The organism is Methylobacterium sp. E-016, assembly GCF_022829745.1.
In the GTDB taxonomy this organism is placed as follows: Bacteria; Pseudomonadota; Alphaproteobacteria; order Rhizobiales; family Beijerinckiaceae; genus Methylobacterium.
In genome coordinates this window covers 1-26,784 of sequence record NZ_JAKSYF010000116.1, presented here as the reverse complement: position 1 = coordinate 26,784, position 26,784 = coordinate 1, and the positions used below count along the sequence as shown (strand labels likewise).

The following is a 26,784-nucleotide window of genomic DNA, read 5'->3' as shown; positions in this document are numbered from 1 at the left end:
CCCGTCGTCGCAGACCAGCCCTAGACGGCGCGGTTCTGTCGATTCTCGATCAGGTCGTCGACCACCGCGGGCTCGGCGAGCGTCGAGGTGTCGCCGAGCGATGAGAAGTCGTCCTCGGCGATCTTGCGCAGGATGCGGCGCATGATCTTGCCCGAGCGGGTCTTGGGCAGGCCGGGAGCGAACTGGATCAGGTCCGGCGAGGCGATCGGCCCGATGTCCTTGCGGACCCAGGTGACGAGCTCCTTGCGCAGCGTGTCGTCGCCCTCCTCGCCCTCGTTGAGGGTGACGTAGGCGTAGATGCCCTGGCCCTTGAGGTTGTGCGGGTAGCCGACGACCGCCGCCTCGGCGACCTTCGCATGGGCGACCAGCGAGGACTCGACCTCGGCGGTGCCCATGCGGTGACCCGAGACGTTGATCACGTCGTCGACCCGGCCGGTGATCCAGTAATAGCCGTCCGCGTCGCGGCGGGCGCCGTCGCCGGTGAAGTACTTGCCCGGATAGGTCGAGAAGTAGGTCTGCTCGAAGCGCTCGTGGTCGCCGTAGACGGTGCGCATCTGGCCGGGCCAGGATTCGGTGATGCAGAGGTTGCCCTCGCACGGCCCGTCCAGGACCTTGCCCTCGGCATCGACCATCGCCGGCTGCACGCCGAAGAACGGGCGCGTGGCCGAGCCGGGCTTCAGCCGGGTCGCGCCGGGCAGCGGGGTGATCAGGATGCCGCCGGTCTCGGTCTGCCACCAGGTGTCGACGATGGCGCAGCGCGAGTCGCCGACGACCTTGTAGTACCAGTCCCAGGCCTCCGGGTTGATCGGCTCGCCGACCGACCCGAGCACGCGCAGGCTGGCCCGCGAGGTCTTCTTCACCGGCCCTTCGCCGCCGCCCATCAGCGAGCGGATCGCGGTCGGGGCGGTGTAGAAGATGTTGACCTTGTGCTTGTCGACCACGTCCCAGAACCGGGAATTCGACGGGTAGGTCGGAATGCCCTCGAACATCAGCGTCGTCGCGCCGTTGGCGAGCGGCCCGTAGACGATGTAGCTGTGGCCGGTGACCCAGCCGACGTCGGCGGTGCACCAGTACACCTCGCCCTCGCGGTAATCGAAGACGTACTGGTGCGTCATCGACGCGTAGACGAGGTAACCGCCGGTGGTGTGGACCACGCCCTTGGGCTGGCCGGTCGAGCCCGAGGTGTAGAGGATGAAGAGCGGGTGCTCGGCCTCCACGGCCTCGGCCGGGCACTCGTCGGTCACCTGCTCGGCGGCCTCGTGGTAGTACACGTCGCGGCCCGGCTCCATCGCCACGTCGCTGCCGGTGCGGCGCACCACGACGACGTGGTCGACGACGTCCTTGCCGAGGCGCGCGATCGCCGCGTCGACGTTCGCCTTCAGCGGCACCTTGCGCCCGCCGCGCAGGCCCTCGTCCGCGGTGATCACGATCTTCGAGGCGCAGCCCTCGATGCGCGAGGCCAGCGAATCGGGCGAGAAGCCGCCGAAGACGATGGAGTGCACGGCGCCGAGGCGCGCGCAGGCCAGCATGGCGTAGGCGGCCTCGGGGATCATCGGCATGTAGATCGTGACGCGATCACCCTTCTCGACCCCGCGGTTGCGCAGCACGTTCGCCATCCGGCAGACCTGCGCATGCAGCTCGCGGTAGGTGATGTGCTTCGACTCGTTCGGGTCGTCGCCTTCCCAGATGATCGCGGTCTGGTCGCCGCGGGTCTCGAGGTGCCGATCGACGCAATTGTAGGCGACGTTGGTCTTGCCGTCCTCGAACCACTTGATCGAGACCTGGCCCGGCTCGAAGCTGGCGTTCTTGACCTTGGAGAACGGCGTCATCCAGTCGATGCGCTTGCCGTGCTCGCCCCAGAACGCGTTCGGGTCGGCAACCGAGGCGGCGTACATCTCGCGATACTTGGCGTCGTCCACATGGGCGCCCTCGCGCCATGTGTCCCGAACCTCGACGACCTTCCCGTCCATCTCGCGTCTCCCTGATTGGTGCCCGATCGTATCGCAGTTGTCCGCGCAGCCGGGGCTTCCAAAGATTATCGTCGTCGTCGTCGTAACACCAATCGCCGCCCCCCGCCCGACCCGCATCCGGCCGGAGGCGACACAATTCCTGCTAGGGGCGCCCGGAGAGCGCTGTCAAGCCGGTTTTCCTGCCCCAAGGTCGGGGCCCGTTCGAGCCCGACCCTAAGTCCCGCCGTCGTCCCTCGGTGGGATGGTCTGCACGGCCCCGCTTGAAGAGTCTAACGGTGACGACGAATTTCGAACCGGTCCTCTGACAAAGGCCGGGGATTGTCTCGGCGTGCCACTCACCCCGTCCGGAATTCCGTTCCTGGGAGAAGAATCTCCACCAGGGTGCCGTCGTTGCCCCGGGTCGAGAGGCGCAGCGAACCGTGATTGGCCTCGACCAGGGCCTTGGTCAGCGGCAATCCGAGCCCGGCGACGTGCGACTCGCTGCCGCTGCGGGAGTCGTGCCCGTCCTCGGGCTCGGCGGAGCGTGCGCCCGGGCCGGTGCCGCGCACCTTCAGCGCGATGCCGCCGCGCTCGCCCGGCGTCGTCGAGACGATCACCTGCCCGCCGGCCGCCGTCGCGCGGATCGCCTCGCCGATCACCGTCAGCGCCGCCTGCCGCAGGGAAGGCTCGTCCCCCTCCAGCGGTGCGAGATCCGGCGAGAAGCTGGTGCGCAGGACGATGCGCCCGCGCGCCGCCTCGGGCTGCAGCAGCTCGACGCAGCCGGAGACCAGCTCGTTCAGGGGCAGCGGCCGGACGGACAGCGCGAGGCCGCCGGATTCGATGGTGGCGATGTCGATCAGGTCGGAGACGAGGCCGCGCACGTGGTCGCCCGCCGCTCGGATCGCGCGCAGCGTCATGCGGTAGCGTTCGTCGACCGGCCCGTGCGGCTCCGCGAGGATGCCGTCGGCGAGGCCGACGATCCCCTCGACCGGCGTGCGGATCTCGCGATCGAGGCGATTGAGGAAGGCCGCGCGATCGAAGTCCGGCCGCGCCCGCGCGGCATCGTCGGGCGCAGGCCGCAGCAGGGCGACGCGGGCCCCGTCCCGGCCGGACACGCGCAGCGTCAGCGGACGACCACCGGCGGCGGCGATGCGCGTCTCGGTGCCGAGCCCGGCGATGCCGGCACGCACCGCGTCGCGCTGCGCGGCCTCGAACAGGGTGTCGAAGCCGGTGCCGACCACCTCGCGGGGATCGCATCCGAACAGGCCGGCGGCGGCCCGGTTCATCGCGACGATGCGGGAGGCCGGGTCGAGGGTGACGACGCCGTCGTCGAGGGCGTCGAGGGTCGCACGCGCGTCCGCGGCGTGGCCGTCGCGAAACGACTGGGCGAGGCGTTCGGCCGCCCGCTCGCGGGCCGGATCGGCCTCGTCGACCACGCGCAGGATCATGCAGGTCGCCGGCTCTCCTCTCCAGGTCGTCGGCCCGCGCTCGATGGCGACCGGACGGCTGCCGCCCTGCGCGGTCTCGACGATGCGCGGGCCGGCGGAGGCGGCGGCACCGGCGGCGCGGTCGGCCGGGGCAAGCCAGGGGAACAGGCGATGGAGGCCCGCGGCCTGAAGGCTCGCGAGGTCGGCGTATCCGGTGAGGTCGAGGAGGCGGCGGTTGGCCGCCAGCACCGCGTCGCCGCGGTGGATCAGCATCGAAAGGGGGAGGTCGTCCAGGGGCGGAGCGACGCCGTCCGGCTGCACCGGCGTCTCGGGCTCCACGGCCCTGAGCGTCGGGAACGGCATCACCGCTCCGCTCGCGCCGCGCGCGTCCGCGGCGTCGGCCGGGTCCCGGATCTCGTCGTCGCCGGCGTAGCGGGCGCCGAGCGCGCGGGCGATCTCGCGGAAGGCCGCGTGCTCGGTCACCGACAGGGCGGCGTCGGCGCCCTCCTGCACCGCGACCGGGCTTTCGCTGGGCGGGCTCTGCTCGACGGGCGCCGGCTCGGGGTCCGGCAGGACCGCGATCGGCGCAGGGGCGGCGTCGATATCGGGCACCGGCGCCGGGCCGCGGGCACCGGACCAGGGATCGCGCGCGAATGGATCGCCGGCCCAAGGGCTGCCGAAGCGGGCGGCGGTGATCGTCGCCGGCGGCCACGCGGCCTTGCGGATGTCGGGCAGCGTGCGATCGGCTCCCGCGGAGCCCGGGCGGCCCGCCTCCGCGTCAGGCGGGGAGACGGCGTCGGGCAGCTGGGGATCGGGAACGGGGACGACCGGATCCGGACCGGCTTGCGCCGCATCGGTCGGGGGTTCCAACGCTGCCGACGGTGCAAATACCGCGCGCACCACGCCGTACCCGCCCAATCCCGAGAACGTGTCGCCGCTGCGGCCGAGGCAGGCGCCGGACAGGTCGAGGGCGAGCGCACCGATCGGGCCGGCGTCCAGCACGGCCGGCAGCGCCCGAAACGTGCGCCGGGATCCGACCGCGGCGAGGAACGCGTCTGCATCGCGCAAGCGGCCGGCCCCGGCGAGGTCGGCCCAGCTGTGCCCGACGAGGCGCGGCGCGAGCGGCCCGAACGATGCCCCGGAGATCGTCGCGAGGCGGTCCGCGGCATCGCTCCGCCAGACGAAGCGATCGCCGGCCATGGGCACGACCGCGTCGCCCGGATCGAGCGCGATCGGCGCCGCGGCCGCGACCGGAGCGGCCGGCATGACGTGATCGTCCGGCCGATCCGTGGTCGCGGGCGGAACCGGGCGCGGGCGGAAGGCGGGGAGGGGGCCGACCGCGATCAGGAGCAGGGCGGGGGCGCCGTCGATCGTGCCGCCGGCGATCAGGCAGGCGGTCGGCGGCGCGATCCGCCGCGGATCGAGGCGCAGGCGCACCAGCCGCGGCCGCGCGGTGCCGCCGACGGCACGGATCTGGCCGGCGAGGGCCGGGTTCAGCGTCCCGGCGTCGTCCGAGACCGCGTCGCGGAACGGGCCGGCCGCGGCGGAGGCATGCAGGATCGCCGTCGCGGCCCCGTCGAGGACGAGGTAGGCCCGCGCCGAATCAGCCAGCGTCGCGGCGAGGACGGGATCGCCCGCCCAGGCCTCCAGAGCGGCCGTGAGGCCTGCACGCGTGCTGTCGCCAACGTTCAACGAAGTGTCCCCATCGGCCGCGTCCCGGCCCGTTCGGTTACGGAAATATGATTGTACCGTGCTTATTGTAGGCGGAGCGCCGAAGGGTGCTGGACCTTTCTCGCGCCCGTCACACGTTTACCTCGCATCAACGTTAATGCTGCCTCGCCGGGTGGCGTACGATGATACCTGTGTTATTGTGCAGCGCACAATGATGCATCAACCGGCAACGTGAGAGGAGACGAGCGATGAGCACCCCCCCGACCTACGAAGTCCCGACCGAGATGCGCGATTTCGCCGAAAAGAGCGTCGACCAGGCCCGCAAGGCCTTCGACAGCTTCATCGGCGCCGCACGCCGCACCGCGGAGACCGTGACCGGGTCCACCGAGGCGACCCGGACCAGCGTCAAGGACGTGTCCGCCCGCGGCTTCGAGTATGCCGAGCAGAACGTCAACGCCGCCTTCGACCTCGCCCAGAAGCTCGTCCGCTCGAAGGACGTGCAGGAGGCGATGCAGCATCAGGCCGAGTTCGTGCGCAGCCAGTTCGCCGCGATCCAGGCGCAAGCCAAGGATTTCGGCGGTCTCGCCCAGAGCGCGATGCAGCAGGGTGCCGAGCGCGCGAAGTCCGTGATGCAGGAAGGTGCCGACAACGCCCGCAAGGCGATGGAGCAGGGCACGGATGCCGCCAAGCAGGCGGCGCACGATGCACAGGACGCCGCCAACAAGGCGACGCACTGAGCCCTTCAAACCATGCCCGCCCCTCCGGGGGACGGGGCACCGGCAATCGCTCACCGGCCCGCCTCCGATCGTCGGGGGCGGGCCGTCTCGTTTTCGCCGGGTTTCCGCGAGCATGCCTGCATCGGCCCGAACAGGGTTCCGACGTTCCGCCGATAGGGATGCCATGCGACAGATCACACGCCTCGGCCTCGCCGCCCTGCTCACGACCTTGGCCGTGCAGGCCGCCGACGCCCAGTATTACGACGCGCCGCCCCGCGGGTACGACGAGCGCCCGGCCTACCCCCGGCGGCGCGAGCGGCCGGCCCCGGCCCGCCCGGTCGGCCTGAACTGCGATGCGGTCCAGCAGGGCCTGACCGGCCCGCAACCCTATTCCTGCCCGCTTCCGGGCCCGCGGCCACTGGGCGCGCGCTGCTTCTGCGACATGCCGATCGCCTCGTTCAGCCAGCCGCAGACGGCGGTCGGCCGCGTCGTGCCCTGACGCGCGACCGCCTTCGCACCGCGAGGCGGAGGCCTCGAATGCGCGCCCGACGCCTTCCGCGTCTCCGTATCGGCGGCTGCGCCGGATCGCCGGCGCAGGGCTCGGCCCCGTTGAGCCGAGCGAAGCGGCGCCGAGGTGTTCAGACGAGACGGGCCGCGCCACCCTCTCGGATGACGCGGCCCTCATGATTTCGCAGACAGGTGCGCTGTCGGATCAGTTCAGGACCACGACCTTGGCGCCGACCTTCACGCGCTCGTAGAGGTCGGTGACGTCGTCGTTGGTCATCCGGATGCAACCCGAGGACACGGCCTGGCCGATCGTGTCCGGCTCGTTCGAGCCGTGGATGCGGTATTCGGTGTTGCCGATGTACATGGCGCGGGCGCCGAGCGGGTTCTCGATGCCACCGGCCATGTAGCGCGGCAGGTCGGGGCGGCGGGCGATCATCGCGGCCGGGGGCGTCCACGACGGCCACTCCTTCTTGGCGGTCACGGTCTTGGTGCCCGACCAGGTGAAGCCGGGACGGCCGACGCCGACGCCGTAGCGGATCGCCTCGCCGTTGGGCATCACGAAGTACAGGCGACGCTCGGCGGTCGAGACGACGACCGTGCCCGGAGCATAGTTGCCGTTGAACGCCACGATCTCGCGCTGGATCGGCTGGACCTGCGCCTGCGGCGCGGCCTGCACGCCCTGGCCGTAGCCCGGCTCGTAGACGGGACGCTGGCCGTAATAGTCACGGCTCTGCGTACCCTGGTAACCGTAGGACTGATCTTCCTCGTATCCGGCATCGGTGCCGAAGGGATCGTAGGTCGAGGCGGCCATGGCCGGCACGCTGGCAACAATCGAGAGTCCGAGAAGGGCGGCGAGAGCGGTGGCTGAGGTCTTCATGATGTGGCCTACCTGTGCAGTAACCTTTGCTATTACAAGCGTGAGCATAGGCAGAGGGTTCCACGGGCCGGCGAAGATTTCAGGAGCGTGGGAATACGTAAGCCGCGAAGACGTCATCGCGCCGATCGAGGGCGCGCGATCACGCCACCTCGTCGGTGTGCACGTCGAAGCGGGCGAGGGGCGCGTAGCCGAAGTTGGTGGTGATCGCGACGTCGGTGGCGTCGCGCCCGCGCGCCATCACGATCCGCCCGATGCGCGGCGTGTTGTGGCGGGCATCGAAGGTGTACCAGCACCCGCCCTGCGGACCTTCGAGGTAGACCTCGAACCAGGCGGAGAAGTCCATCGGCGCCGGATCCTTCGGAACGCCGATGTCGCCGAGATAGCCGGTGCAGTAACGCGCCGGGATGTTCATGCAGCGGCAGAAGGTGACGGCCAGGTGCGCGAAGTCGCGGCACACGCCCTCGCGCTGCATGAAGCCGTCATGAGCGCTGCGGGTGGCGTCGGCGCGCATGTAGTCGAAGCGGATGCGCTCGTGGGTGTAGTCGACGATCGCCTGGACGCGCGCCCAACCTTCCGGCGTGCTGCCGAACAACGACCACGCGGTCTGCGAAAGCTTGTCGGTGTCGCAGTAGCGCGAGCCCAGCAGGTAGACGAGGACCTCGTCGGGCAGGTCCTGCACCGGGATCTGCCGCGCATCCGGCACGAACGCGTCGGGCTGCCCGGAATCCTGCACCGTGAAATCGGCCGAGATCGTCAGCAGCCCGGGCGGCGCGACGATGCGATGGCAGATGTTGCCGAAGCCGTCCTCATACTGGTGGCAGGGGATCGGCGGATCGAAGGCGATCGCCTGCGGCGACAGCAGGTCCGGCAGCCGCGACGGGTGGACGCTGAGCATCAGGATCATCGGCATCGGCTGCGCCGAATCGAAGGCGATATCGAAACCGGTCCTGATCTTCATCGCGCCACCTGCCAACCTTCCTCAACGAAGCATACGTTCATGATGCCCGCACCGGCGTGTCGGTACCCCTATTGCGCGGGGGCGAGCTCCAGCGCCGGCTTCTCGGTCACGGCGACGTCGACGCGCATGCCGAGGTCGTCGCTCGCCAGACCGAAATACGACCCGTGCAACGGCACCGCCTGCCGCGGGTCGCGGGCGATGGCGACGCGGATCAGGTCGCGATTGCCGACGATGCCGTTGGTCGGGTCGAACTCGATCCAGCCGGCCCCCGGAAGATAGACGCCGACCCAGGCATGGGTCGAGCCGCCGCCGACGTGGCGGTCGCGGTCGTTGCGCGGATTGTAGAGGTAGCCGGAGACGAAGCGCGCCGCCATGCCGAGGGAGCGGACGCCCTCCATCATGAGCACCGCGAAGTCGCGGCACGATCCGCGCTTCAGGCGGAGCGTCGTCACCGGGTCCTGCACGCCCTTCTCGCTGCGGGCGAGGTAGGTGAAGTTGCGGCGGATGCCGCGGGTCATGTCGGCGAGCAGGTCCTGTGTCGGGATGCGGCCGTCGGCCGGGATGAAGCTGCGCGCCCAGGCGTCGACCACGTGGTGCGTGTCGGGCCATTGCCGCTCGATCGAGCGCGACAGGTCGGGCATGTCCTCGACGCCGTAGCCGAACGGGTAGTGGGTCGCGTGCGGCGCCAGCGGGAAGACCGGGGCGTGCTCGGGCGTATGGTCGAGGGTGATGCCGCAGGTGAAGCGCAGGGTGTCGCTGCGCGTGTCGAAGCTCGCGATCGCGACGCAGTTGCCGAACACGTCGAACATCCAGCGCACGCTGGCCGGTAGCGGGTCGATGTCGAGGGTCGCCTCGATCAGGCGCTGATCGTAGCTGTCCCGCGGGCGGAACATGATCCGGTGCTCGCCGAAGGAGACCGGGCGGCGGTAGCGGTACACGGTGAGGTGCCGGACGGACAGGATCGGCAAGGACGTAACACTCCGCGGATGCGCCGGTGCGACGTCCGTGCTGCAAATTTCACGCCCACATGCCCGTTTCGGTCCGGGACGGCGATCGAAGCGGCCGATGCCGCGTTCCATGCGGAGCCGGACGATGCCGTCGACGCGAAGGGTAGCGCGCAGGGCCGGCGTCAGAGGATCGGCGGTGCCGGCTCGCCGACGGCCCGTTCCGCCTCCACCAGCACGTCGAAGGCGCGCCACGGCTTCTGAATGAACACCGCCTCAGGCGGGATCTCGGGGCGGCCGACGCAGTGGCCCGACGTGATGACGAGCCGCGCCCGCGGCCACAGCGTCGCGACCGCATGGGCAAGCTGGAGGCCGTCCATCTCGCCGGCCAGACGCACGTCGGCGAAGACCAGGGCGACGTCGCCGCCCCGTGCCTGCAGCACCGCGAGCGCCGCCTCGGCGCTGTCGCAGCCGACGACCGAAAGCTCGGTCTCCTCGAGCAGCGCCTCGGCGAGGCCGCGAACCTGGGGATTGTCCTCGACGACGAGGGCGATCCGCTCGGCCCGCGGGGCAGGGGGCGCCGCAGGCTTCGCAACGTCGCCGTCGGATTCGGATTGCCGGACCTTGCGCACGAGCGCAGCCAGATGCTCCGGCACGCCCTCGGCGACGAGGCTGTCGTAGAACGACGCCAGCGTCTCCCCGATCCGGTCGAGGGGTATGTCGGGGCTCAGCGTGTCGATGGGCCGGTGTCGGAGCGGTTTGGTCAAGAACTTCCCCCGAAGTCTTCGCGTCGCGGGCCGCGGATGCGGAGTCGCTTGAAGAAAGAAGTCGGGAAAGCGCAGTCAGTTGCGCCTGCTTCACGATTCAGGCGGCCGTTTGATCCTTGCGGACGGCCGATCCCCGAGGTGCCCGATACCTGGAGCGCCCGAGATACCTGGGGCGGCCGATCCTAGCGGGCGGCCGCGTCGGCGTCGGCGTAGGCCATCACGCCCGACACGGCGCGGACGTCGCGGTAGCGCGCGCCGCGGGCGCTCATCATCGCCTCGAACTTCTCGTGCACCTGCGCGACCGACAGGCTCGCGGCCTTGCGGCGGCGGTTGCGCTCGGAAGCGAAGAAGATCGAGCGGTTGGCCCGCGCCGGGCCCGGAAGCAGCTTGGCCGCGGCGGCGCCGGGCTTGTCGACGACCTGGGCGAGGAACGATTCGGCATCGTCCGGCCCGAGGAAGTGGGCGAGGTAGACCTCGCCCAGAGACAGCTCGCGCCCGATCCGCAGGGCGATGCGGGCGGCATCGCGCTTCAGCATCTCGCCCGCCAGAAGCGCCGAGAGGTAGGGATCGCGGCGCAGCTCGAGGATCCGGGTGCGCTCGGCGGCGTCCGTCACCGTCGGCCGGTCGTTGGAATCGGCGACGATCAGCGCCGCCTCCTTCTCCATCCCGTACTTGGCGCCGAAGTCGCGCACGCAGCCGAGCCAGGTCCGCTCAATGAACTGGTAAAGGCCGGTGGCCGAGGAGGTCTTGGCCTGCACGGCGGTGATGAAGCTCGACTCCTTGTCGGCCACCGCCATCAGCAGCACCGGGTCAGTCTGCACGGCCTGGGCGGCGCGGACGATGGTCTGGACGATGTGGCGACGGATCTTCATCGGCCCGAACTCGAGCACGTCGTTCGGGTCGCCGCCGGCGCTCTCCGAGAGCAGGAAGTCGTAGGAGACCCGGTCGACCGCGTTGGACCCGAGCTCGGTGTCGAGATCGTGGACCGCGGCGAAGGCCGAGGAGGCGCGCAGCACCACCGGCGGCTCGGCGACGACGGGCGGCAGCGCGCTCACCTGGATGCGGGGGCGGGGCATCGGGATCTCGGTGGCGGCCTGGGCCGAGGACACCGCATTCTCCAGGCCGATCTTGCCGAGCTCGACGCCCGAGCCGATCAGCAGCGCGCTCAGCGCGCCGGCGAACAGCGACATCGACAGGACGGAGCGGGCGAGCGCCGGACGGCTGCCGTGGCCGCGGCCGACCGGGGCGGAAAGGGTGATGCAGTCGGTGGCGCCCGCCCCGAAGCGGCCCGTGGACGCCGATTTGGACGCGCCCTTGCCGACGGCGGCGGAGCCGGACGCGATGGCCTTGCGAGACGTTCCGACGGTGCGGCCCTGCATGTGCGTCCCAAAATCCCGGTTTCGCGCCGATTGCGGCGCCACCCCCCGATCTGGCTTGACAGATGTGGCGACAACACGGCCGAGGCTGGACCATTCCGGTCGTGCCGGCGGTTTCCGGGGGCCGGCCGGCCATCACCCGTTCCTCCGGCGATGGTGGGGCGCGATGTGAGCCCGTGACTTGGCGCCCGTCCCTCCGTATGAGGGCGCATCCGCGACGAACGGCCCGGGACGGCCGGGCGTCGCCGCGCGAAAAAGCCCGGCCCAGCACAGAGTTATCCGATGAGCGGCGTCAACGAGATCCGGTCGGCCTTCCTCGACTACTTCGCGGGTGCGGGGCACACGATCGTGCCGTCGTCCTCGCTGGTGCCGAAGAACGACCCGACGTTGATGTTCACCAACGCCGGCATGGTGCAGTTCAAGAACGTCTTCACCGGCGTCGAGAAGCGGCCCTACGTGCGGGCGACGACGGCGCAGAAATGCGTCCGCGCCGGCGGCAAGCACAACGACCTCGACAACGTCGGCTACACCGCGCGCCACCACACCTTCTTCGAGATGCTCGGCAACTTCTCCTTCGGCGACTACTTCAAGCCGCAGGCGATCGAGCTGGCCTGGACCCTGATCACCAAGGAGTTCGGCCTCAAGCCGGACCGGCTCCTCGTCACGGTCTATGCCGACGACGACGAGGCGGCGACGCTCTGGAAGAAGATCGCCGGCTTTTCCGACGACAAGATCATCCGCATCGGCACCTCGGACAACTTCTGGCAGATGGGCGACACCGGCCCCTGCGGGCCGTGCTCGGAGATCTTCATCGACCAGGGCCCGGGGCTCGCCGGCGGCCCGCCCGGCTCGCCCGACGAGGACGGCGACCGCTTCCTCGAGTTCTGGAACCTCGTGTTCATGCAGTACGAGCAGGTCGAGCCGGGCAACCGGCTGGTCCTGCCGCGGCCGTCGATCGACACCGGCATGGGCCTGGAGCGCATGGCCGCGATCCTCCAGGGCGTGACCTCGAACTACGAGACCGACCTGTTCCGGTCGCTGATCGACGCCGTGTCGCACGCGGTCGGCCGCCCGCCCGAGCCCGCGAACGTCGCCTCTTACCGGGTGATCGCCGACCACCTGCGCGCCGGTTCCTTCCTGATCGCCGACGGCGTGCTGCCGGGCAACGAGGGCCGCGGCTACGTGCTGCGCCGCATCCTGCGCCGCGCCATGCGCCACCTCGAGCTGCTCGGCTCGCGCGAGCCGGCGATGTTCCGCCTCGTGCCGACGCTGGTGCGGGAGATGGGCCAGGCCTACCCCGAGCTGGTGCGGGCCGAGAGCCTGATCTCCGAGACCCTGCGCCTCGAGGAGACACGCTTCCGCCGCACCCTGGAGCGCGGCCTCGCGATCCTCGACGCCGAGACCCGCGACCTCGCCGCCGGCCAGAACCTCGCCGGCGAGACCGCCTTCACCCTCTACGACACCTACGGCTTCCCCCTCGACCTGACGCAGGACGCCCTGAAGGCCCGGGGCATCGGCGTCGACACGGAGGCGTTCGGACTCGCGATGCAGCGCCAGAAGCAGGCGGCGCGCGCGGCGTGGTCGGGCTCGGGCGAGGCCGCCACCGAGACGGTGTGGTTCTCGGTGCGCGACCGGACCGGCGCCACCGAGTTTCTGGGCTACGAGGCCGAGAGCGCCGAGGGCGTCGTGACGGCGCTGCTGCGCGACGGCGCCGAGGTCCAGGCCCTGCAGGCCGGTGAGAGCGGGCTGCTCATCGCCAACCAGACGCCGTTCTACGCCGAATCCGGCGGACAGGTCGGCGACACCGGCGCGCTCGCCGCGCCGGGGCTGAAGGCCCGCGTGACCAACACCGAGAAGAAGCTCGGCGACCTGTTCGTCCACCACGTCACCGTGGACGCGGGCACCCTGAGCCTCGGCCAGGCCGTCGAGCTGAAGGTCGACCACGCCCGCCGGGCCGCGATCCGCGCCAACCATTCCGCCACCCATCTGCTGCACGAGGCCCTGCGGCAGGTGCTTGGCGACCACGTCGCGCAGAAGGGCTCGCTGGTCTCCCCCGAGCGCCTGCGCTTCGACATCAGCCACCCGAAGCCGATCGAGGCGGCCGAGCTCGCCCGCGTCGAGGACCTCGCCAACGCGGTGCTGCTGCAGAACGTGCCGGTGGTGACCAAGCTGATGGCGGTGGACGAGGCGATCGAGTCCGGGGCGCGCGCGCTGTTCGGCGAGAAGTACGGCGACGAGGTCCGCGTCGTCTCCATGGGCCGGCCGGTGGACGATGCCGGCACGGAGATCGAGGGCGGCCGCCTGCCGAACTTCTCGATCGAGCTCTGCGGCGGCACGCACGCCGCGCGCACCGGCGACATCGGCACCATCACGATCCTCGCCGAGAGCGCGGTCGGCGCCGGGGTGCGCCGCATCGAGGCGATGACCGCCGACGCCGCCCGCCGCCACCGCGGCGAGGAGAGCCGCACCCTCGGGGCGCTGGCCTCCCAGCTCAAGGCGCCGGTGGCGGAGGTGTCCGACCGGCTCTCCGGGCTGCTGGAGGATCGCCGCCGGCTGGAGCGCGAGGTCTCGGACCTGCGCAAGAAGCTGGCGATGGGCGGCAGCGCCGGAGGCGGCGACGAGGCGACCGAGGTGGCCGGCATCAAGCTGATGGCGCGGGCGATCGAGGGCGTCGAGATGCGCGACCTCAAGAGCCTGGCCGATGCCGGCAAGCAGAAGCTCGGCTCCGGCATCGTCGCCATCGTCGGCGTCGGCGCCGACGGCAAGGCCGGCCTCGTGGTCGGCGTCACCCCGGACCTCACCGAGCGCTACGACGCCGTCGCCCTGGTGCGGGCCGGCGCAGGCCATCTCGGCGGCAAGGGCGGCGGCGGCCGCCGCGACATGGCCCAGGCCGGCGGCCCGGAGGGCGCCGGCGCGAAGGCCGCCCTCGACGCGATCACCGCGGCGGTGGCGGCGGGCTGACGGCTCAGCCCACCCGCTTCCAGGTCTGGCGCTTGCAGAAGACGCTCATCACGCAGCCCGAGACCTCGATCGCGTTCGGGCCGGTCATCTTGAGCGAGCCGGAATAGGTCTTCCCGTCCTTCGGGTTGTAGAGGGTGCCGGAATAGCCGTCGCCCGACGGGCTCGTGGCGTTGACGATCTGGACGCCGACGACGCTGCGGGTGCGCAGGGCCGGGTCCGGGTTGTTGGCGTCGAGGCCCTTGCCCGCAGTGCTGACGATGGTGCCGCAGAAGCCGGCGCCGCACCGCGTCAGCCGCACCTTCGAGTCGCCGGTCTCGGTCAGCCAGATCCCGGCCGGGTCGGCGGCCTTCTGCGCCTGCGCGCCGCTGCCGACGAGGCAGGACGCGACGAGGCAGGCGGCGAAGAGGGTGGGAGCGAACACAGTTGCCGGTCTCATGCGGATCCTCCGAGCGTGCCGCCCGTCCGGGCGATCGGCCCGGCAATAGCCGTGCGCACCGAAGTCCCGCAAGACGCAGCGGCGGCTGCTAAGGTCCGCGCCCGAGCACGGCCCCGAGATAGGTCTCGGCGACCTCGCAGAACGGCAGGCCGGCCCCGGTCGCGAGCACCGCGTCGACCTCGAACAGCGGGTCGTCCGGACCCGGAGCGGGGGCGCCGGGATCGCGGAGCGGGCGGAGCGCGACGTTGCGGCGGGTCGGCGCGAGCGGGCGCACCACCCGGCCGAACGGCGCGTCGGTCTCGTCCAGGGCCGCGTTCATGGCGGGCGTCAGCCGGCCCGGCACGTACCAGTTGTCGGCCTCGGACAGGACGTGGACGCCGCAGGCGAGCCGGACGCGCCGGTAGCGGACCGGCTCGTCCGGCGCGAGGCCGAGACGCTTGCGTTGCGCCGCGTCGAGGGGCTTCTCGGCCTCCGGGACCCGGCGGGCGACGAGGTGCGGCTCGGCCGACAGGCCGCGCTCGGCGCACCACGCCTCCAGCACCGCGGTCGCGCTGTGGCCGGACAGGATGCGGGCCTGGAGGGCCTCGATCAGTCCCGTCGTCGCCTCGGGCGGCGGAACCGGTTCGGCCGAGACGGGACGCATCGAACCGAACATCGCCATCGCAAGCAGGAGGAGCGCCCGGACCGACGGAGGCGGGCTCGCGCTACGCCATAGGCATCGGCGGCCGAACCGTCCATGCGCCGCGTGCGCGCTGCCCGCCCGGCCCACCGTCCCGTCCCGCATCAGCGCGCCGCTTCGGCCTGGCCGATCAGCGTCGCGACGCGGCGCAGCGCCAGGCCGTAGCCCTCGGTGCCGAGGCCGGCGATCACGCCGTCGGCGCGCAGCGAGACGTAGGAGTGGTGCCGGAAGGCCTCGCGCTTGTGCACGTTCGAGATGTGAACCTCAATCACCGGGCCGTCGAAGGCGTTGAGCGCGTCGAGCAGCGCCACCGAGGTATGGGTGAAGGCGGCCGGGTTGATGACGATGCCGGCGGCCTCGTCCCGCGCCGCGTGGATCCAGTCGATCAGCGCGCCCTCGTGATTCGACTGCCGGAACTGCAGCGCGAGCCCGAGCTCGCCGGCGAGCGCCCGGCAGGCGGCCTCGACGTCGGCCAGGGTCTCGTGGCCGTAGATCTCCGGCTGGCGCCGGCCGAGGAGGTTCAGGTTCGGGCCGTTCAGCACGGTGACGAGACGGCTCATGACATCCTCCTTCGCGCGGTCCGCGCACGGACGCTCGACCCATGAACCGCCGCGGCCGCGGCATCAAGCGGGCCGACAGAGCGGCGGCGCTGTCTCCGCCCCGGGCTTTGCGCGCGGGCGCGGCGGTCTACATCCCGCGAGAATCGCGCGAGGACGCGGCCGAGCCACGGAGGGACCATGAGCCAGATCGAGACCAGCGCGCCCGTGGTGATCGCGGTGGCGATCACCGGCTCGGTGCCGCGCAAGGCGGACAACCCGGCGCTTCCCGTGACGGTGGCCGAGCAGATCGAGTCGACGCACCAGGCCTTCGAGGCGGGGGCGACGCTGGCCCACATCCACGTGCGCAACGACGACGAGACCCCGTCCTCCGATCCCGACCGCTTCGCCGCCGTGCAGGAGGGCCTGCGCAAGCATTGCCCCGGCCTCGTGGTGCAGTTCTCCACCGGCGGGCGCGGGCGCGACCCGGCGAGCCGGGGTCTCTCGCTGCAGCACCGGCCGGACATGGCCTCGCTCTCGACCGGCTCGGTCAACTTCCCGACCATCGTCTACGAGAATCCGGCCGCCCTCGTCACCGACCTCGCCACGCAGATGACGCGCTTCGGCGTGCGGCCGGAGATCGAGATCTTCGACCTGTCGCACCTCCACGGCGCCCGCCGCCTCGTCGAGGCCGGCCTGATCGACGCGCGGCCGCACGTGCAGTTCGTGATGGGCGTCCAGAACGCGATGCCGGCCGACGAGCACCTGCTCGACATCCTGCTGGCCGAGACCCGGCGCATCCTGCCCGGGGCGACCTGGACGGCGGCCGGGATCGGCCGCAACCAGGCGGTGGTGATGGAGTGGGCGCTGGCGCGCGGCGCCGATGCGGTGCGCACCGGGCTCGAGGACAACATCCGCATCGCCAAGGACCGGCTCGCCGCGAGCAACGCCGAGCTCGTCGGGCTCGCCGCCGAGGCGGTGCGCCGCCACGGCCGCCGGCCGGCGACACCGGCCGAGGCCCGCGCCGCCCTCGGGCTGGCGGCTTGAAATGGCTCACCAGCCTCTGAACCACATCCTCACCGGCCCGGAGGACGCACCGGTGGTGGCGTTCTCCAACTCGCTCGGGACGACGCTCGCCATGTGGGACGCGGTGGTGCCGCACCTGGCCGACCATTACCGCATCCTGCGCTACGACACCCGCGGCCATGGCGGCTCGGCGACGCGGGACGCGCCGGCCGAGATCGACGATCTCGCCGGCGACCTGCTCGCGCTGCTCGATGGGCTCGGCATCGACCGCATCCACGCCGTCGGCCTGTCGCTCGGCGGCATGACGATGCAGGCGCTGGCGAGCGCCGCGCCCGACCGCGTGGCGAGCCTGACCCTGATGGCGACGGCCGCCCACATGCCGAGCGAAGCGAGCTGGAACGCGCGCGCCGCGACGGTGCGCGAGGCGGGACCGCAGGCGATCGTCGCGGCGACCCTCGGCCGCTGGTTCACGCCGGGCTTCTCCGAACGGCATCCGGAGGTGGTCGCGCCGATCCGCACGGCGTTCACGGCCTGCGATGCGGCCGGCTACGCGGTCTGCTGCGGCGCGATCGGGCGCATGGACCTGCGCCCGCGTCTGCCGGCCATCACCGCCCCGACGCTGGTCGTCGCCGGCCGCGAGGACCCCGCGACGCCGCCCGCGATGGCCGAGGAGATCTGCCGGGGCATCCCCCAGGCGGAACTGGTGACGCTGCCGCACGCCGCCCACCTCCTCGCCGTCGAGCGACCGGACGCGGCCGGCGCCTACCTCGCGCAGTTCCTCGACCGGCACCGGTAGGCGCCAGCCGAAAGCGGCGTCGCGGTGCGAGCTGCGGCGTCAGCGGACGATGGTGACGGGCCGCGCCATCGCAGGTCTCCGGCTGATCCGGTTCGGCGGGCGCCGATCGCGCGCCGCGGCGAGGCCGAGCGCGGCCGCCATGCCCGCGGTGCTCCCGCCGAGGGGGATCGCCAGCAGCGCCATGAGGAGGCCGAACTTGGCCAGGAGCAGGATCGACAGCCCCGCGCCGAAGACCGCCGCCATCACGATCGCAACCATCACAGCCTCACACAACCAGTGATTGAAGATGTAAGGTCGCGATCGGCGGTTCGGTTCCGGCCTCCCTCGCGCGACGACCGTCGACGCGAGCCGTGAGGGTCGATGCGATCGGTCGACAATGGGCACGCGACGTCATCCGCGCGTGATGCAGTCACCAGCGTCGGCGAACCCGACGTCAGCCCGTAACGGCAGATTCTTCTGAAAACCGCGCCGTTCGACGGCAGATAGAAACCGTACCTGGTCTCGGTCGCAGACGTGGCGGCGGCCTGCCTATCGTACGGGATGTCGGTACAAGATCGTATGGGGCAGCGATGGAACATCGTCCATGCCGAACCCCTCTCGGACAACCGTATCCGGGTCTGAGAGGGAGAGTGGTGGAGCCTAACGGGATCGAACCGATGACCTCTTCCATGCCATGGAAGCGCTCTCCCAGCTGAGCTAAGGCCCCACTCTCGTCCACCGCGGCTCTGGAGGTCCGCGCTGGTGTCTCGCTGGCCCGGCGATGCCGTCCGGCGAGGGCGGTTCTATAGGCGGGCCTCGGATCGGACTCAACCCCCTTTTTGCGGAAAAGCGATCGGCGATCGTTCGCCGGCGACATTCGATGCATCCAGGGCGGCGGCGGACCGTCGGATCGGCGCCGCAGCTCGGATGACGGATCGCGGCGCGCGTGATAACCGACCGCCCCATGTTCCCGCGCGGCGCCACGCGTCGCACCGGCTTTTCGGCGCCTCAGCGCCTCCTCTGGCGATCCCGCGGCCCCGGCCCGGATCCCTCGCGAAGTTGACCGCCCGTGTCGCACGATTCCGAGCCGACCCCGCTTTCCGCCGCGCCCGGCGCGCCCCTGCGCGGACGGCTGCGGCCGCCGGGCGACAAGTCGATCTCGCACCGCGCGATGATCCTCGGCCTGCTCTCCATCGGCGAGACGCGGGTGGAGGGCCTGCTGGAGGGCGACGACGTGCTGCGCACCGCGGCCGCGGCCCGTGCGCTCGGCGCCTCCATGGAGCGCCTGGGGGAGGGACGCTGGGTGGTGCGCGGCGTCGGCATCGGCGGCCTGTCCGATCCGGCCGAGACCCTCGACTTCGGCAATGCCGGCACCGGCTCGCGGCTGATGATGGGCGTCGTCGGCGGCCAGCCGGTCACGGCGACCTTCGACGGCGACGCTTCCCTGCGCAGCCGGCCGATGCGCCGCATCCTCGATCCGCTCCGGCTGATGGGCACCCAGGTGCTCGCGGAGGCCAAGGGCGGCCGCGTGCCGCTGACGCTGCGCGGCCCGCGCGAGGCGATCCCGATCCGCTACGAGACGCCGGCCGCCTCGGCGCAGATCAAGTCCGCGGTGCTCCTCGCCGGCCTCAACGCCCCGGGCACCACCACGGTGATCGAGGCCGCGGCCACCCGCGACCACACCGAGCGGATGCTGCGCCTGTTCGGCGCCGAGGTCTCCGTCACCCCGCACGGGCCGGACGGCCACGGCCGCGCGGTCGCGCTCACCGGCCAGCCGACGCTGCGCGGCACCGAGGTGGTGGTGCCGGCCGACCCGTCGTCGGCCGCCTTCCCGCTGGTGGCGGCGCTGATCGTGCCCGGCTCCGAGATCACGATCGAGGGCGTGATGATGAACCCGCTGCGCACCGGGCTGATCACGACGCTGATCGAGATGGGCGCCGACATCGAGCGCCTGCGCGAGCGCGAGGAGGGCGGCGAGACCGTCGCCGATCTGCGCGTGCGCGCGAGCCGCCTCAAGGGCGTCGACGTGCCGGCCGAGCGAGCGCCGGCGATGATCGACGAGTACCCGGTGCTCGCGGTCGCCGCCGCCTTCGCCCATGGCACCACGCGGATGAATGGCCTGCACGAGTTGCGGGTCAAGGAATCGGATCGCCTCGCCGCGGTCGCCGCCGGGCTCAAGGCCAACGGCGTCGCCCACCTGATCGAGGGCGACGACCTCCTCGTCCACGGCGACGGCGCCGCGCCGCCCGGGGGCGGCACGGTCGCGACCCATCTCGACCACCGCATCGCCATGGCGTTCCTGGTGATGGGGCTGGCCACCGCTGAGCCGGTCACCGTCGACGACGGCGCGATGATCGCCACGAGCTTCCCGAGCTTCCTGCCGACGATGCAGGCGCTCGGCGCCGGGATCGGGGAATAGGCCCGATGCCCGACAACCCGACAGCCATGGTCATCGCCATCGACGGCCCGGCCGCCTCCGGCAAGGGCACGCTCGCCCAGCGCCTCGCCCGGCACTACGGCCTGCCCCACCTCGACACCGGCCTGCTCTATCGCGGCGTCGCGCTGACCCTGCTCGACGCCGGCGCTTCCCTCGACGACGAGGCCGCCGCGGCGCGGGCGGCCGAGGGCCTGATCGCCGACCGCCTCGCCGACCCGCGCCTGCGCGACCGGGCGATGGGGGAGGCGGCCTCGCGCATCTCGGCGGTGCCGGCGGTGCGCGCGGCCCTGCTCGCGTGGCAGCAGCGCTTCGCCGGCACCAGCGCCGGCGCGGTGCTCGACGGGCGCGACATCGGCACGGTGGTGTGCCCGGACGCGCGCGTGAAGCTGTTCATCACCGCCGACGCCGCCGAGCGCGCCCGCCGCCGCCACCGCGAGCTCGAGAGCCGCGGCGAGACGACGACGCTGGCCGCCATCCTCGCCGACATCGAGGCGCGGGACGCCCGGGACGCGGCGCGGAGCACGGCGCCGCTCAGGGCGGCCGACGACGCGGTACGGCTCGACACCACCCATCTCGACGCCGACGAGGCCTTCGCCGCCGCCCGCGCGGTGGTCGACCGCGCCCGCGCGCAGTGACGATGACCGGGGCGGTGGTGGCGCTCGCCCTGCGTCGGTCCTAGCCGCCGGTCATCGGTGGGAAGAACGCGATCTCCCGCGCGCCCGCGATCGGTGCGTCGGGCTTGGCGTGGACCTTGTCGATCGCGGCGCGGACCACGCCGTCCTTCTCGAAGGCGTGGGCGTATTCCTCGCCCCGCCCCTTGAGCCAGCCGATCAGGTCGCCCACCGTCGCGACCTCCGCCGGCGGCGTCACGGTCTCCTCGGGGCGTCCGACGCGCTCGCGCACCCAGGCGAAATAGACGAGCTTCATGGTTCGGTTTCCTCGGGTCGCACCCGATGCACGAGGTCGCTTCTCCCTCTGCCGCAGCGGGCGAGGAAGCCTGGCGGGATCACCCTATCGCGGATCGTCGATCACGTGCTTGATGCCGGCGCGCATGTAGTCCCAGCCGGTCCACAGCGTCAGGGCGGCGGCGAGCCAGAGCAGGACGAGGCCGATCCGCTCGGTGCCGGGCAGGATCGTCTCGCCGGCCGGCCCCGCGACGAGGAAGCCCAGCGCCACGAGCTGCACCGTGGTCTTCCACTTGGCGACCTTGCTCACCGGCACGCCGACCTTCAGCTCGGCGAGGTACTCGCGCAGGCCCGAGACCAGCACCTCGCGGCACAGGATCACGATCGCCGCCCAGACGGAGGCGCCGACGATGGTGCGGTCGGCCACCAGCATCAGCAGGCAGGCGGCGACCAGCAGCTTGTCGGCGATCGGATCGAGCATCCGGCCGAGCGCCGAGCTCTGTGCGTAGGTGCGAGCGACGTAGCCGTCGAGGTAGTCGGTGATCGCGGCGAGCACGAACACCGCCAGCGCCGTGAAGCGCATGGTGATCGCGTCGGGCCAGAACAGCAGCGCGACCATCACCGGGACGGCGACGAGGCGGCCGTAGGTCAGGCAGTTCGCGAGCGTCCAGGCCTGCGACCGGCGTCGGGGGAGGACGGCGTTCATCGGGCCGGTGAAATCATGCGCCTGCCTGAGCGTCAACCGTTCCGATGCGTCGCCGATGCCGTCGCTCATGCGTCAGCCGCCCGCATGGAAGAAGTCGTAGACGGCGCGCGCGGTGGCGGCGTTCACGCCCGGTGTCTTGGCGAGGTCCTCGTAGGCCGCCCGCTCGATCGCCTTCACGGTGCCGAACTGGTGCAGGAGCGCGCGCTTGCGGCTCGGGCCGATGCCGGCGATCTCGTCGAGCGGGTTGCGCACCAGCTCGCGCTTGCGCTTGGCCCGGTGGGTGCCGATGGCGAAGCGGTGCGCCTCGTCGCGCAGGCGCTGCACGAAGTAGAGCGTGGGATCGCGCGGCGGCAGCTTGAACGCCGGCCGGCCGGGGATGAAGAAGGTCTCGCGGCCGGCGTCCCGGTCGCGCCCCTTGGCGATGCCGACCAGCGCCACGTCGGCGACGCCGATCTCCTCCAGCGCCTTGCGCGCGGCGTCGAGCTGGCCCTTGCCGCCGTCGATGAGCACGAGGTCGGGCCAGGCGGGGAACGCGTCGGCATCCTCGGGCGCCTCGGCCACCGGCTCCGCCGGACCGCCCTCGGCCGCGGCGAAGGCGGCTTCGGCGACGGTGCGCGGCGCCTCCTTGACCAGGCGCTTGAAGCGGCGCTGCAGCACCTCGCGCATCATCCCGTAATCGTCGCCGGGCGTCAGTTCCTCCGACTTGATGTTGAAGGTGCGGTAGTGCGTCTTCATGAAGCCGGACGGGCCGGCGACGACCATGCCGCCGACCGCGTTGGTGCCCATGATGTGGGAGTTGTCGTAGACCTCGATCCGCCGCGGCGTCTTCTCGAGGGCGAAGGCCTGGCCCAGCGCCACCAGCAGCTTGCCCTGCGACGCGGTGTCGGCGAGCCGGCGGCCGAGCGCCTCCTTGGCGTTGCGCTGGGCGTAGTCGACGAGCGCCTTGCGCTCGCCGCGCTGGGGCTGGTGCAGCTCGACCCGGTAGGCGACCTGGCTGGAGAGCGCGGCGGCGACCAGCTCCGCATCCTCGACCGCGTGGCTCGTCAGCACCAGCCGGGGCGCCGGCATCGTGTCGTAGAACTGGCCGATGAACGAGCCCAGCACCTCGTCCGGGGTCATCGATCGGTCGGCCTTGGGGAAGTAGGCGCGGTTGCCCCAGTTCTGGAAGTTGCGGAAGAAGAACACCTCGATGCAGAACTGCCCGGCCTGCTCGTCCAGGGCGAACACGTCGGCCTCCTCGACCCCTTGCGTGTTGACGCCCTGCACGCCCTGGATCGCCGAGAGCGCGCTGATCCGGTCGCGGAAGCGGGCCGCACGCTCGAACTCCATCGCGTCGGAGGCCGCCTGCATCTCGGTGCGCATCCGGTCCTTCACCGCATTGGACTTCCCGGCGAGGAAGTTCTTGGCCGAGTCGGCCATGCCGGCGTAATCCTCCAGCGCGATCTCGCCGGTGCAGGGGCCGGAGCAGCGCTTGATCTGGAACAGCAGGCAGGGCCGGGTGCGGTTCTCGTAGTAGCTGTCGGTGCAGGTGCGCAGCAGGAAGGCGCGCTGCAGGGCGTTCACGGTGCGGTTCACCGCCCAGACGCTGGCGAAGGGGCCGTAATAGCTGCCCTTGCGGCGGCGGGCGCCGCGATGCTTGACGATCTGCGGTGCCGGGCCGTCGGCGGTGACGAGGATGTAAGGGAACGACTTGTCGTCCCGCATCAGCACGTTGAAGCGCGGCTTCAGCTGCTTGATCAGGTTCGCCTCGAGCAGCAGCGCCTCGGTCTCGGTGGCGGTGGTGACGAACTCCATCGCCGCCGTCTGCGAGATCATCCGCGCGATGCGGTTGGAATGCGCCTGCCCGCGGGCGTAGGAGCCGACCCGGGCCTTCAGGTTCTTCGCCTTGCCGACGTAGAGCACGTCGCCCTTGGCATCGAACATCCGGTAGACGCCGGGCCCGGAGGGCAGCGTCGTCCAGAACCGGCGGATCACCTCCGTGCCGGCCTCGACGGCGCCGGGCTCGAAATCGAAGTCGATCTCGGGCGCCTCGTCGGCCTGCGCCGGCTCGGCCTCGTCCCGCTCCTCGTCGAAAGCCTCGTCGTCGAAAGCCTCCTGGGGCAGATCCTCGGTGGCGCGACCTGACGGGACTCTCCGGCTCATCGCCGTGATCTAAGCCCGCGGAACTGGCGAGGGAAGGGGCGCGATGCGCAAAGGCGTGCCGGCGGACCTCGGCCCTCAGCCGAACAGCGCGTCGATGTCGGACTGGTCGACGTGGCCCGGATCCTCGTCGAGCTTCGGGCCGTTCAGGAGCGAGCGCTCGTCGTCCGGATCGACGACGGTGGCGGGGCCGGCGGAGAACACGTCGCGGAACCCGTCGAGGCCGCTCCAGGCGGCGATCATGCGGTCGAGGTGGGATTCGACGAAGCTCAGGACGTTGACGATCTTGCTGATGCGCTGGCCGGTCAGGTCCTGGAAATTGCAGGCCTCGTAGGCGACGATGACGCGGTCGAGGATGACGTCGACCTTGTCCTGGCCGCCCTTGCCGAGGTTGCCGGCTCGCAGGATGTTGGCGCTCGCCTCGATCTCCTCCAGCGCGGTGAGCAGCGTCGACGTCGCGCGCTCGGTCGACCCGACCACGGCGCCCAGCTCGTCGGCGGCGCGGCGCATGCCCTTGCCGTTGGACTCGGAGTGATACAGAGCCGCGATCTCGTCGCGGGTGTTGGTGATCGCCGCCTTCATCACGTCGAGCTCGGAGCGCATCGCCAAGGCTTCGGACAGCTCGCGGCGGCACGCCTCGATGGTCTCGCCGGCGCTCGACTGGGTGATGCGGCGCAGGTCCTGGATCGCCGAGAGGATCTCGTCGAGGCGCGCCCCGCCCTCCACGGGCCCGGCACTGGACATCGTCGTCCCCGCCGCGGGCGGGAGGCCGAGGCTGTCCTCGATGCGGTAGCGCTTGTGAGTCATCGGTTCGAACCGGCCGTCTTGGAAACCCGGATCCGATCTAGGACCGGGAACGGTTGCAGTTTGCTGAAGATCGAAAGCATTCGGTCAGATTTACAGTCGATTCACGTTGCTTCGTGACGACCGGGGCAGCGAAGCCCGTCCGCGACCGATTCACCACGTTCCTTCATCGAATGTCGCGCGTCCCGGTCCGACCCTCTCAACCATGACGGCCGGCATCGAGCCCGGCCGTGGTGCGGGAGTGCGGCGATGCGGACGAGTTGGTGCGTGGGGGCGGCGCTTGCCGCATCCGTCTGGTCGGGGGCGGTCCAGGCGCAGGCGCGCTATGCCGAGCCCGACGGATACGGCGGCGGCCTGATCGAATACCTTGTCACCGGCGGCGTCGCCCCACGCGGCGGTGCCCGCCCCGTTGCGCCGGCCCGGCCGGGTTACGCAGGCGCGTCGGCACGATCCGGCGATCCGATCGAACCCTATGGCGTCGCATCGCGAGCCTACGCGGCGCTGCCTCAGGGCCTGCCCGCCCAGGCCGACCCACCTGCCGAGAGCGACCGCATCGCCCGCGCGCCGGATCCGCGCTACGCCCGGCAGGAGGTCGCGTTCTCCGGTCCCCAGCGCCCGGGCACGATCGTGATCGATACGCCGTCGAAGTATCTCTACCTCGTCCAACCCGGCGGCCGGGCGATGCGCTACGGCATCGGCGTCGGGCGGCCGGGCTTCGCCTGGTCGGGCCTCAAGACCGTCAGCCGCAAGGCCGAGTGGCCGGGCTGGACGCCGCCGCCGGAGATGCTGGCGCGCCGGCCGGACCTGCCGCGCCACATGGAAGGCGGCCCCGGCAATCCGCTCGGTGCGCGGGCACTCTATCTCGGCTCGTCGCTCTATCGCATCCACGGCACCAACGAGCCGCACACGATCGGCCAGAACGTGTCGTCCGGCTGCATCCGGATGATGAACGACGACGTGGTCGACCTCTACGAACGCGTGCCGGTGGGGACGCGGGTCGAGGTGATGTGACCGCGGGATCGAACGCAAGAAGGCTCAGATCGCCGAGAGGAGCGACCCGAGCCTTCGACGTCGTCGGACGCATGTCATCCGGCCCGATCCGAGCGGGCCGCGCCCGGATCGGGCCGCGCGATCAGGCCCAGTCGCTGTCGTCGCCACCACCCAGATCGCCGGCGAAATCGTCGTTGCCGCCGTCGAAGGCGGTGTCGCTCCCGCCGCCGAGCGGCGCACCGAAATCCTGGGTGCCGCCGGCGTCCGAGCCGAAGTAGTTGTTCTCGACCGTCGTGCCGCCGCCGAGGCCGGCCGCCGCCGCGCTGCCGAGGCTCGAATGGCCGCCGGCGAAGGCGTTCGAGAGGGCGCTGCCGAGCAGCATGCCGCCGGCCGCGCCGGCCGCCATCGGCAAGGCCGTGGCCATGAAGCCGCCGCCGCGAGCCGGCGCCTGCTGCTGGCCGCCCCACGGGCCGCCCTGCTGCGGTCCGCCCTGCGGATACCCCTGTTGCGGGTAGCCCTGCTGCGGATACCCTTGCTGCGGGTAACCCTGCGGCGCGCCGCCCTGGTTGCCCCAGGCGCCGCCCGCCCGCTGCTGCGGCTGCGGATCCTGGCGCTGCGAACCGCCGCCGAAGATGCTCGACAGGAACCCGCCGCCACCCGAGGATTGCGGCTGCGCCTGTTGCTGGCGGGCCTGCTCGAGCTGCTGGTTGAGGCTCTTGATCGCCTCCTCCTGCACGTAGATCAGCTGCGCCATCGCGTAGGGCGCATAGGGCTGGGCCCTGAGCTTGTCGGCAATGAAGCGCTCGGCATCCGCGTCGCGGGGCTGGCTGGACGCCTGCTCGAGCCGCTGGAAGATGCCGGAGATGACGTCGCGTTCTTCGCTGTTCATGGAGTCGTCCTCCTCGAATCGAACCCGCGGCATCGTGCGCCGCATGGACCAGTTCCAAGATGGGGAGCACGCCCGAGGTTTGTCAGGGGCGGCGAAGAAATCTTCGCCGTAGGACGATGCGATCGTGCGACGAAAAAAGCCCGGCCTTTCGGCCGGGCTTCTCGGGTCGGGTCGAACCGCGGCTCTGGGCGAGCCGCGGCGGATCCGGCAGGTCCTAGTACGAGCCGAACTTGTAGTTCAGGCCGGCGCGCACGACAGCGAACTCGGTGCTGTTGTTGCGGTTCAGGCCGCTCTGCACGACGGTCACGC

At 71.5% G+C, this 26,784-nt stretch carries 24 protein-coding genes, 1 tRNA gene and 1 pseudogene; 8 read left to right on the top strand and 18 right to left on the bottom strand.

Annotated elements, in window-relative coordinates:
• Positions 1-20: 20 nt before the first annotated feature.
• Together acs and MKK68_RS15175 are read right to left on the bottom strand one after the other, a co-directional pair.
• Entirely contained in the window at positions 21-1,970 is a 1,950-nt protein-coding gene (gene acs, locus MKK68_RS15180) for an acetate--CoA ligase (protein WP_244030999.1), read from the bottom strand.
• A 335-nt stretch (positions 1,971-2,305) separates the two neighbouring features.
• Complete coding sequence (locus tag MKK68_RS15175) at positions 2,306-5,068, bottom strand: PAS domain-containing protein (RefSeq protein WP_244030997.1); 2,763 nt, start codon at positions 5,066-5,068, stop codon at positions 2,306-2,308.
• 227 nt (positions 5,069-5,295) lie between these two features.
• On the opposite strand from MKK68_RS15175, the gene MKK68_RS15170 reads away from it, so the two are divergent.
• Entirely contained in the window at positions 5,296-5,784 is a 489-nt protein-coding gene (locus MKK68_RS15170) for a phasin (RefSeq protein WP_147726829.1), read from the top strand.
• A 163-nt stretch (positions 5,785-5,947) separates the two neighbouring features.
• Positions 5,948-6,262, top strand: a complete 315-nt coding sequence (locus tag MKK68_RS15165) for a hypothetical protein (protein ID WP_244030995.1) — start codon at positions 5,948-5,950, stop codon at positions 6,260-6,262.
• Positions 6,263-6,475: 213 nt separating this feature from the next.
• Here the strand turns inward: MKK68_RS15165 and MKK68_RS15160 are convergent, their stop codons facing one another.
• The 5 genes from MKK68_RS15160 to MKK68_RS15140 all read right to left on the bottom strand — a co-directional run bounded on the left by MKK68_RS15160 (position 6,476) and on the right by MKK68_RS15140 (position 11,195).
• The gene (locus tag MKK68_RS15160) at positions 6,476-7,147 is read right to left on the bottom strand and encodes a L,D-transpeptidase (protein WP_147843537.1); all 672 of its coding nucleotides are present in this window, start codon (positions 7,145-7,147) and stop codon (positions 6,476-6,478) included.
• Positions 7,148-7,286: 139 nt separating this feature from the next.
• Positions 7,287-8,105: a transglutaminase-like domain-containing protein gene (locus MKK68_RS15155; RefSeq protein WP_147726835.1), complete on the bottom strand. Its 819-nt coding sequence runs from the start codon at positions 8,103-8,105 to the stop codon at positions 7,287-7,289.
• 68 nt (positions 8,106-8,173) lie between these two features.
• On the bottom strand, positions 8,174-9,073 hold the full coding sequence (locus MKK68_RS15150; RefSeq protein ID WP_147726837.1) for a transglutaminase N-terminal domain-containing protein: 900 nt from the start codon (positions 9,071-9,073) through the stop codon (positions 8,174-8,176).
• A gap of 161 nt (positions 9,074-9,234) precedes the next feature.
• Positions 9,235-9,768: a response regulator gene (locus MKK68_RS15145; protein WP_147726851.1), complete on the bottom strand. Its 534-nt coding sequence runs from the start codon at positions 9,766-9,768 to the stop codon at positions 9,235-9,237.
• A gap of 230 nt (positions 9,769-9,998) precedes the next feature.
• Positions 9,999-11,195, bottom strand: coding sequence for a transglycosylase SLT domain-containing protein (locus MKK68_RS15140; protein WP_147843539.1), 1,197 nt, complete (start codon positions 11,193-11,195; stop codon positions 9,999-10,001).
• Positions 11,196-11,474: 279 nt separating this feature from the next.
• Between MKK68_RS15140 and alaS the strand changes: the two genes are divergently transcribed.
• Complete coding sequence (gene alaS, locus MKK68_RS15135) at positions 11,475-14,153, top strand: alanine--tRNA ligase (RefSeq protein ID WP_244030994.1); 2,679 nt, start codon at positions 11,475-11,477, stop codon at positions 14,151-14,153.
• Between the two features lie 4 nt (positions 14,154-14,157).
• On the opposite strand, the gene MKK68_RS15130 is transcribed toward alaS, so the two are convergent.
• The 3 genes from MKK68_RS15130 to aroQ form a co-directional block, all read right to left on the bottom strand.
• A complete protein-coding gene (locus tag MKK68_RS15130; RefSeq protein WP_147726843.1) occupies positions 14,158-14,589 on the bottom strand; it encodes a DUF2147 domain-containing protein in 432 nt (143 codons plus the stop codon).
• Between the two features lie 88 nt (positions 14,590-14,677).
• On the bottom strand, positions 14,678-15,232 hold the full coding sequence (locus MKK68_RS15125; RefSeq protein ID WP_244030993.1) for a hypothetical protein: 555 nt from the start codon (positions 15,230-15,232) through the stop codon (positions 14,678-14,680).
• 140 nt (positions 15,233-15,372) lie between these two features.
• A complete protein-coding gene (gene aroQ, locus MKK68_RS15120; protein ID WP_147844049.1) occupies positions 15,373-15,828 on the bottom strand; it encodes a type II 3-dehydroquinate dehydratase in 456 nt (151 codons plus the stop codon).
• Between the two features lie 177 nt (positions 15,829-16,005).
• Between aroQ and MKK68_RS15115 the strand changes: the two genes are divergently transcribed.
• Together MKK68_RS15115 and pcaD are read left to right on the top strand one after the other, a co-directional pair.
• Positions 16,006-16,851, top strand: coding sequence for a 3-keto-5-aminohexanoate cleavage protein (locus tag MKK68_RS15115; RefSeq protein ID WP_147859419.1), 846 nt, complete (start codon positions 16,006-16,008; stop codon positions 16,849-16,851).
• A gap of 1 nt (position 16,852) precedes the next feature.
• Entirely contained in the window at positions 16,853-17,626 is a 774-nt protein-coding gene (gene pcaD / locus MKK68_RS15110) for a 3-oxoadipate enol-lactonase (protein ID WP_244030992.1), read from the top strand.
• Positions 17,627-17,665: 39 nt separating this feature from the next.
• Here the strand turns inward: pcaD and MKK68_RS15105 are convergent, their stop codons facing one another.
• Positions 17,666-17,884 carry a hypothetical protein gene (locus MKK68_RS15105; protein ID WP_244030991.1) on the bottom strand — a complete coding sequence of 73 codons (219 nt, stop codon included), beginning with the start codon at positions 17,882-17,884 and terminating at the stop codon, positions 17,666-17,668.
• A 372-nt stretch (positions 17,885-18,256) separates the two neighbouring features.
• Positions 18,257-18,332, bottom strand: a tRNA-Ala gene (locus tag MKK68_RS15100).
• Positions 18,333-18,674: 342 nt separating this feature from the next.
• Here MKK68_RS15100 and aroA point away from each other — a divergent pair.
• Positions 18,675-20,024, top strand: a complete 1,350-nt coding sequence (gene aroA, locus MKK68_RS15095) for a 3-phosphoshikimate 1-carboxyvinyltransferase (RefSeq protein WP_244030990.1) — start codon at positions 18,675-18,677, stop codon at positions 20,022-20,024.
• A gap of 26 nt (positions 20,025-20,050) precedes the next feature.
• Positions 20,051-20,677, top strand: coding sequence for a (d)CMP kinase (gene cmk, locus MKK68_RS15090; RefSeq protein ID WP_244030988.1), 627 nt, complete (start codon positions 20,051-20,053; stop codon positions 20,675-20,677).
• A gap of 40 nt (positions 20,678-20,717) precedes the next feature.
• On the opposite strand, the gene moaD is transcribed toward cmk, so the two are convergent.
• The 4 genes from moaD to MKK68_RS15070 all read right to left on the bottom strand — a co-directional run bounded on the left by moaD (position 20,718) and on the right by MKK68_RS15070 (position 24,599).
• On the bottom strand, positions 20,718-20,969 hold the full coding sequence (gene moaD / locus MKK68_RS15085) for a molybdopterin converting factor subunit 1 (RefSeq protein WP_147728238.1): 252 nt from the start codon (positions 20,967-20,969) through the stop codon (positions 20,718-20,720).
• A gap of 84 nt (positions 20,970-21,053) precedes the next feature.
• Complete coding sequence (gene pgsA / locus MKK68_RS15080; RefSeq protein ID WP_147844136.1) at positions 21,054-21,653, bottom strand: CDP-diacylglycerol--glycerol-3-phosphate 3-phosphatidyltransferase; 600 nt, start codon at positions 21,651-21,653, stop codon at positions 21,054-21,056.
• Positions 21,654-21,725: 72 nt separating this feature from the next.
• Positions 21,726-23,795 carry an excinuclease ABC subunit UvrC gene (gene uvrC, locus MKK68_RS15075; protein ID WP_244030985.1) on the bottom strand — a complete coding sequence of 690 codons (2,070 nt, stop codon included), beginning with the start codon at positions 23,793-23,795 and terminating at the stop codon, positions 21,726-21,728.
• Positions 23,796-23,870: 75 nt separating this feature from the next.
• On the bottom strand, positions 23,871-24,599 hold the full coding sequence (locus tag MKK68_RS15070; protein ID WP_244030979.1) for a chemotaxis protein: 729 nt from the start codon (positions 24,597-24,599) through the stop codon (positions 23,871-23,873).
• Between the two features lie 246 nt (positions 24,600-24,845).
• Between MKK68_RS15070 and MKK68_RS15065 the strand changes: the two genes are divergently transcribed.
• Complete coding sequence (locus MKK68_RS15065) at positions 24,846-25,607, top strand: L,D-transpeptidase (protein ID WP_244030978.1); 762 nt, start codon at positions 24,846-24,848, stop codon at positions 25,605-25,607.
• A 121-nt stretch (positions 25,608-25,728) separates the two neighbouring features.
• Here the strand turns inward: MKK68_RS15065 and MKK68_RS15060 are convergent, their stop codons facing one another.
• Together MKK68_RS15060 and MKK68_RS29765 are read right to left on the bottom strand one after the other, a co-directional pair.
• A complete protein-coding gene (locus MKK68_RS15060) occupies positions 25,729-26,475 on the bottom strand; it encodes a DUF2076 domain-containing protein (RefSeq protein WP_147728242.1) in 747 nt (248 codons plus the stop codon).
• Between the two features lie 214 nt (positions 26,476-26,689).
• Positions 26,690-26,784, bottom strand: a pseudogene (locus MKK68_RS29765) (porin family protein); the annotation flags it as partial.

Excerpts from the sequence above, each read along its gene's own strand:
- MKK68_RS15170 (WP_147726829.1), top strand. The coding sequence starts at position 5,296 with ATGAGCACCCCCCCGACCTACGAAGTCCCGACCGAGATGCGCGATTTC.
- MKK68_RS15160 (WP_147843537.1), bottom strand. The coding sequence starts at position 7,147 with ATGAAGACCTCAGCCACCGCTCTCGCCGCCCTTCTCGGACTCTCGATT.
- moaD (WP_147728238.1), bottom strand. The coding sequence starts at position 20,969 with ATGAAGCTCGTCTATTTCGCCTGGGTGCGCGAGCGCGTCGGACGCCCC.
- acs (WP_244030999.1), bottom strand. The coding sequence starts at position 1,970 with ATGGACGGGAAGGTCGTCGAGGTTCGGGACACATGGCGCGAGGGCGCC.
- uvrC (WP_244030985.1), bottom strand. The coding sequence starts at position 23,795 with ATGAGCCGGAGAGTCCCGTCAGGTCGCGCCACCGAGGATCTGCCCCAG.
- MKK68_RS15070 (WP_244030979.1), bottom strand. The coding sequence starts at position 24,599 with ATGACTCACAAGCGCTACCGCATCGAGGACAGCCTCGGCCTCCCGCCC.
- MKK68_RS15065 (WP_244030978.1), top strand. The coding sequence starts at position 24,846 with ATGCGGACGAGTTGGTGCGTGGGGGCGGCGCTTGCCGCATCCGTCTGG.
- alaS (WP_244030994.1), top strand. The coding sequence starts at position 11,475 with ATGAGCGGCGTCAACGAGATCCGGTCGGCCTTCCTCGACTACTTCGCG.
- pgsA (WP_147844136.1), bottom strand. The coding sequence starts at position 21,653 with ATGAACGCCGTCCTCCCCCGACGCCGGTCGCAGGCCTGGACGCTCGCG.
- cmk (WP_244030988.1), top strand. The coding sequence starts at position 20,051 with ATGGTCATCGCCATCGACGGCCCGGCCGCCTCCGGCAAGGGCACGCTC.
- MKK68_RS15060 (WP_147728242.1), bottom strand. The coding sequence starts at position 26,475 with ATGAACAGCGAAGAACGCGACGTCATCTCCGGCATCTTCCAGCGGCTC.
- MKK68_RS15140 (WP_147843539.1), bottom strand. The coding sequence starts at position 11,195 with ATGCAGGGCCGCACCGTCGGAACGTCTCGCAAGGCCATCGCGTCCGGC.
- MKK68_RS15130 (WP_147726843.1), bottom strand. The coding sequence starts at position 14,589 with ATGAGACCGGCAACTGTGTTCGCTCCCACCCTCTTCGCCGCCTGCCTC.
- MKK68_RS15105 (WP_244030991.1), bottom strand. The coding sequence starts at position 17,884 with ATGGTTGCGATCGTGATGGCGGCGGTCTTCGGCGCGGGGCTGTCGATC.
- MKK68_RS15125 (WP_244030993.1), bottom strand. The coding sequence starts at position 15,232 with ATGCGTCCCGTCTCGGCCGAACCGGTTCCGCCGCCCGAGGCGACGACG.
- MKK68_RS15155 (WP_147726835.1), bottom strand. The coding sequence starts at position 8,105 with ATGAAGATCAGGACCGGTTTCGATATCGCCTTCGATTCGGCGCAGCCG.
- pcaD (WP_244030992.1), top strand. The coding sequence starts at position 16,853 with ATGGCTCACCAGCCTCTGAACCACATCCTCACCGGCCCGGAGGACGCA.
- MKK68_RS15165 (WP_244030995.1), top strand. The coding sequence starts at position 5,948 with ATGCGACAGATCACACGCCTCGGCCTCGCCGCCCTGCTCACGACCTTG.
- aroQ (WP_147844049.1), bottom strand. The coding sequence starts at position 15,828 with ATGAGCCGTCTCGTCACCGTGCTGAACGGCCCGAACCTGAACCTCCTC.
- MKK68_RS15115 (WP_147859419.1), top strand. The coding sequence starts at position 16,006 with ATGAGCCAGATCGAGACCAGCGCGCCCGTGGTGATCGCGGTGGCGATC.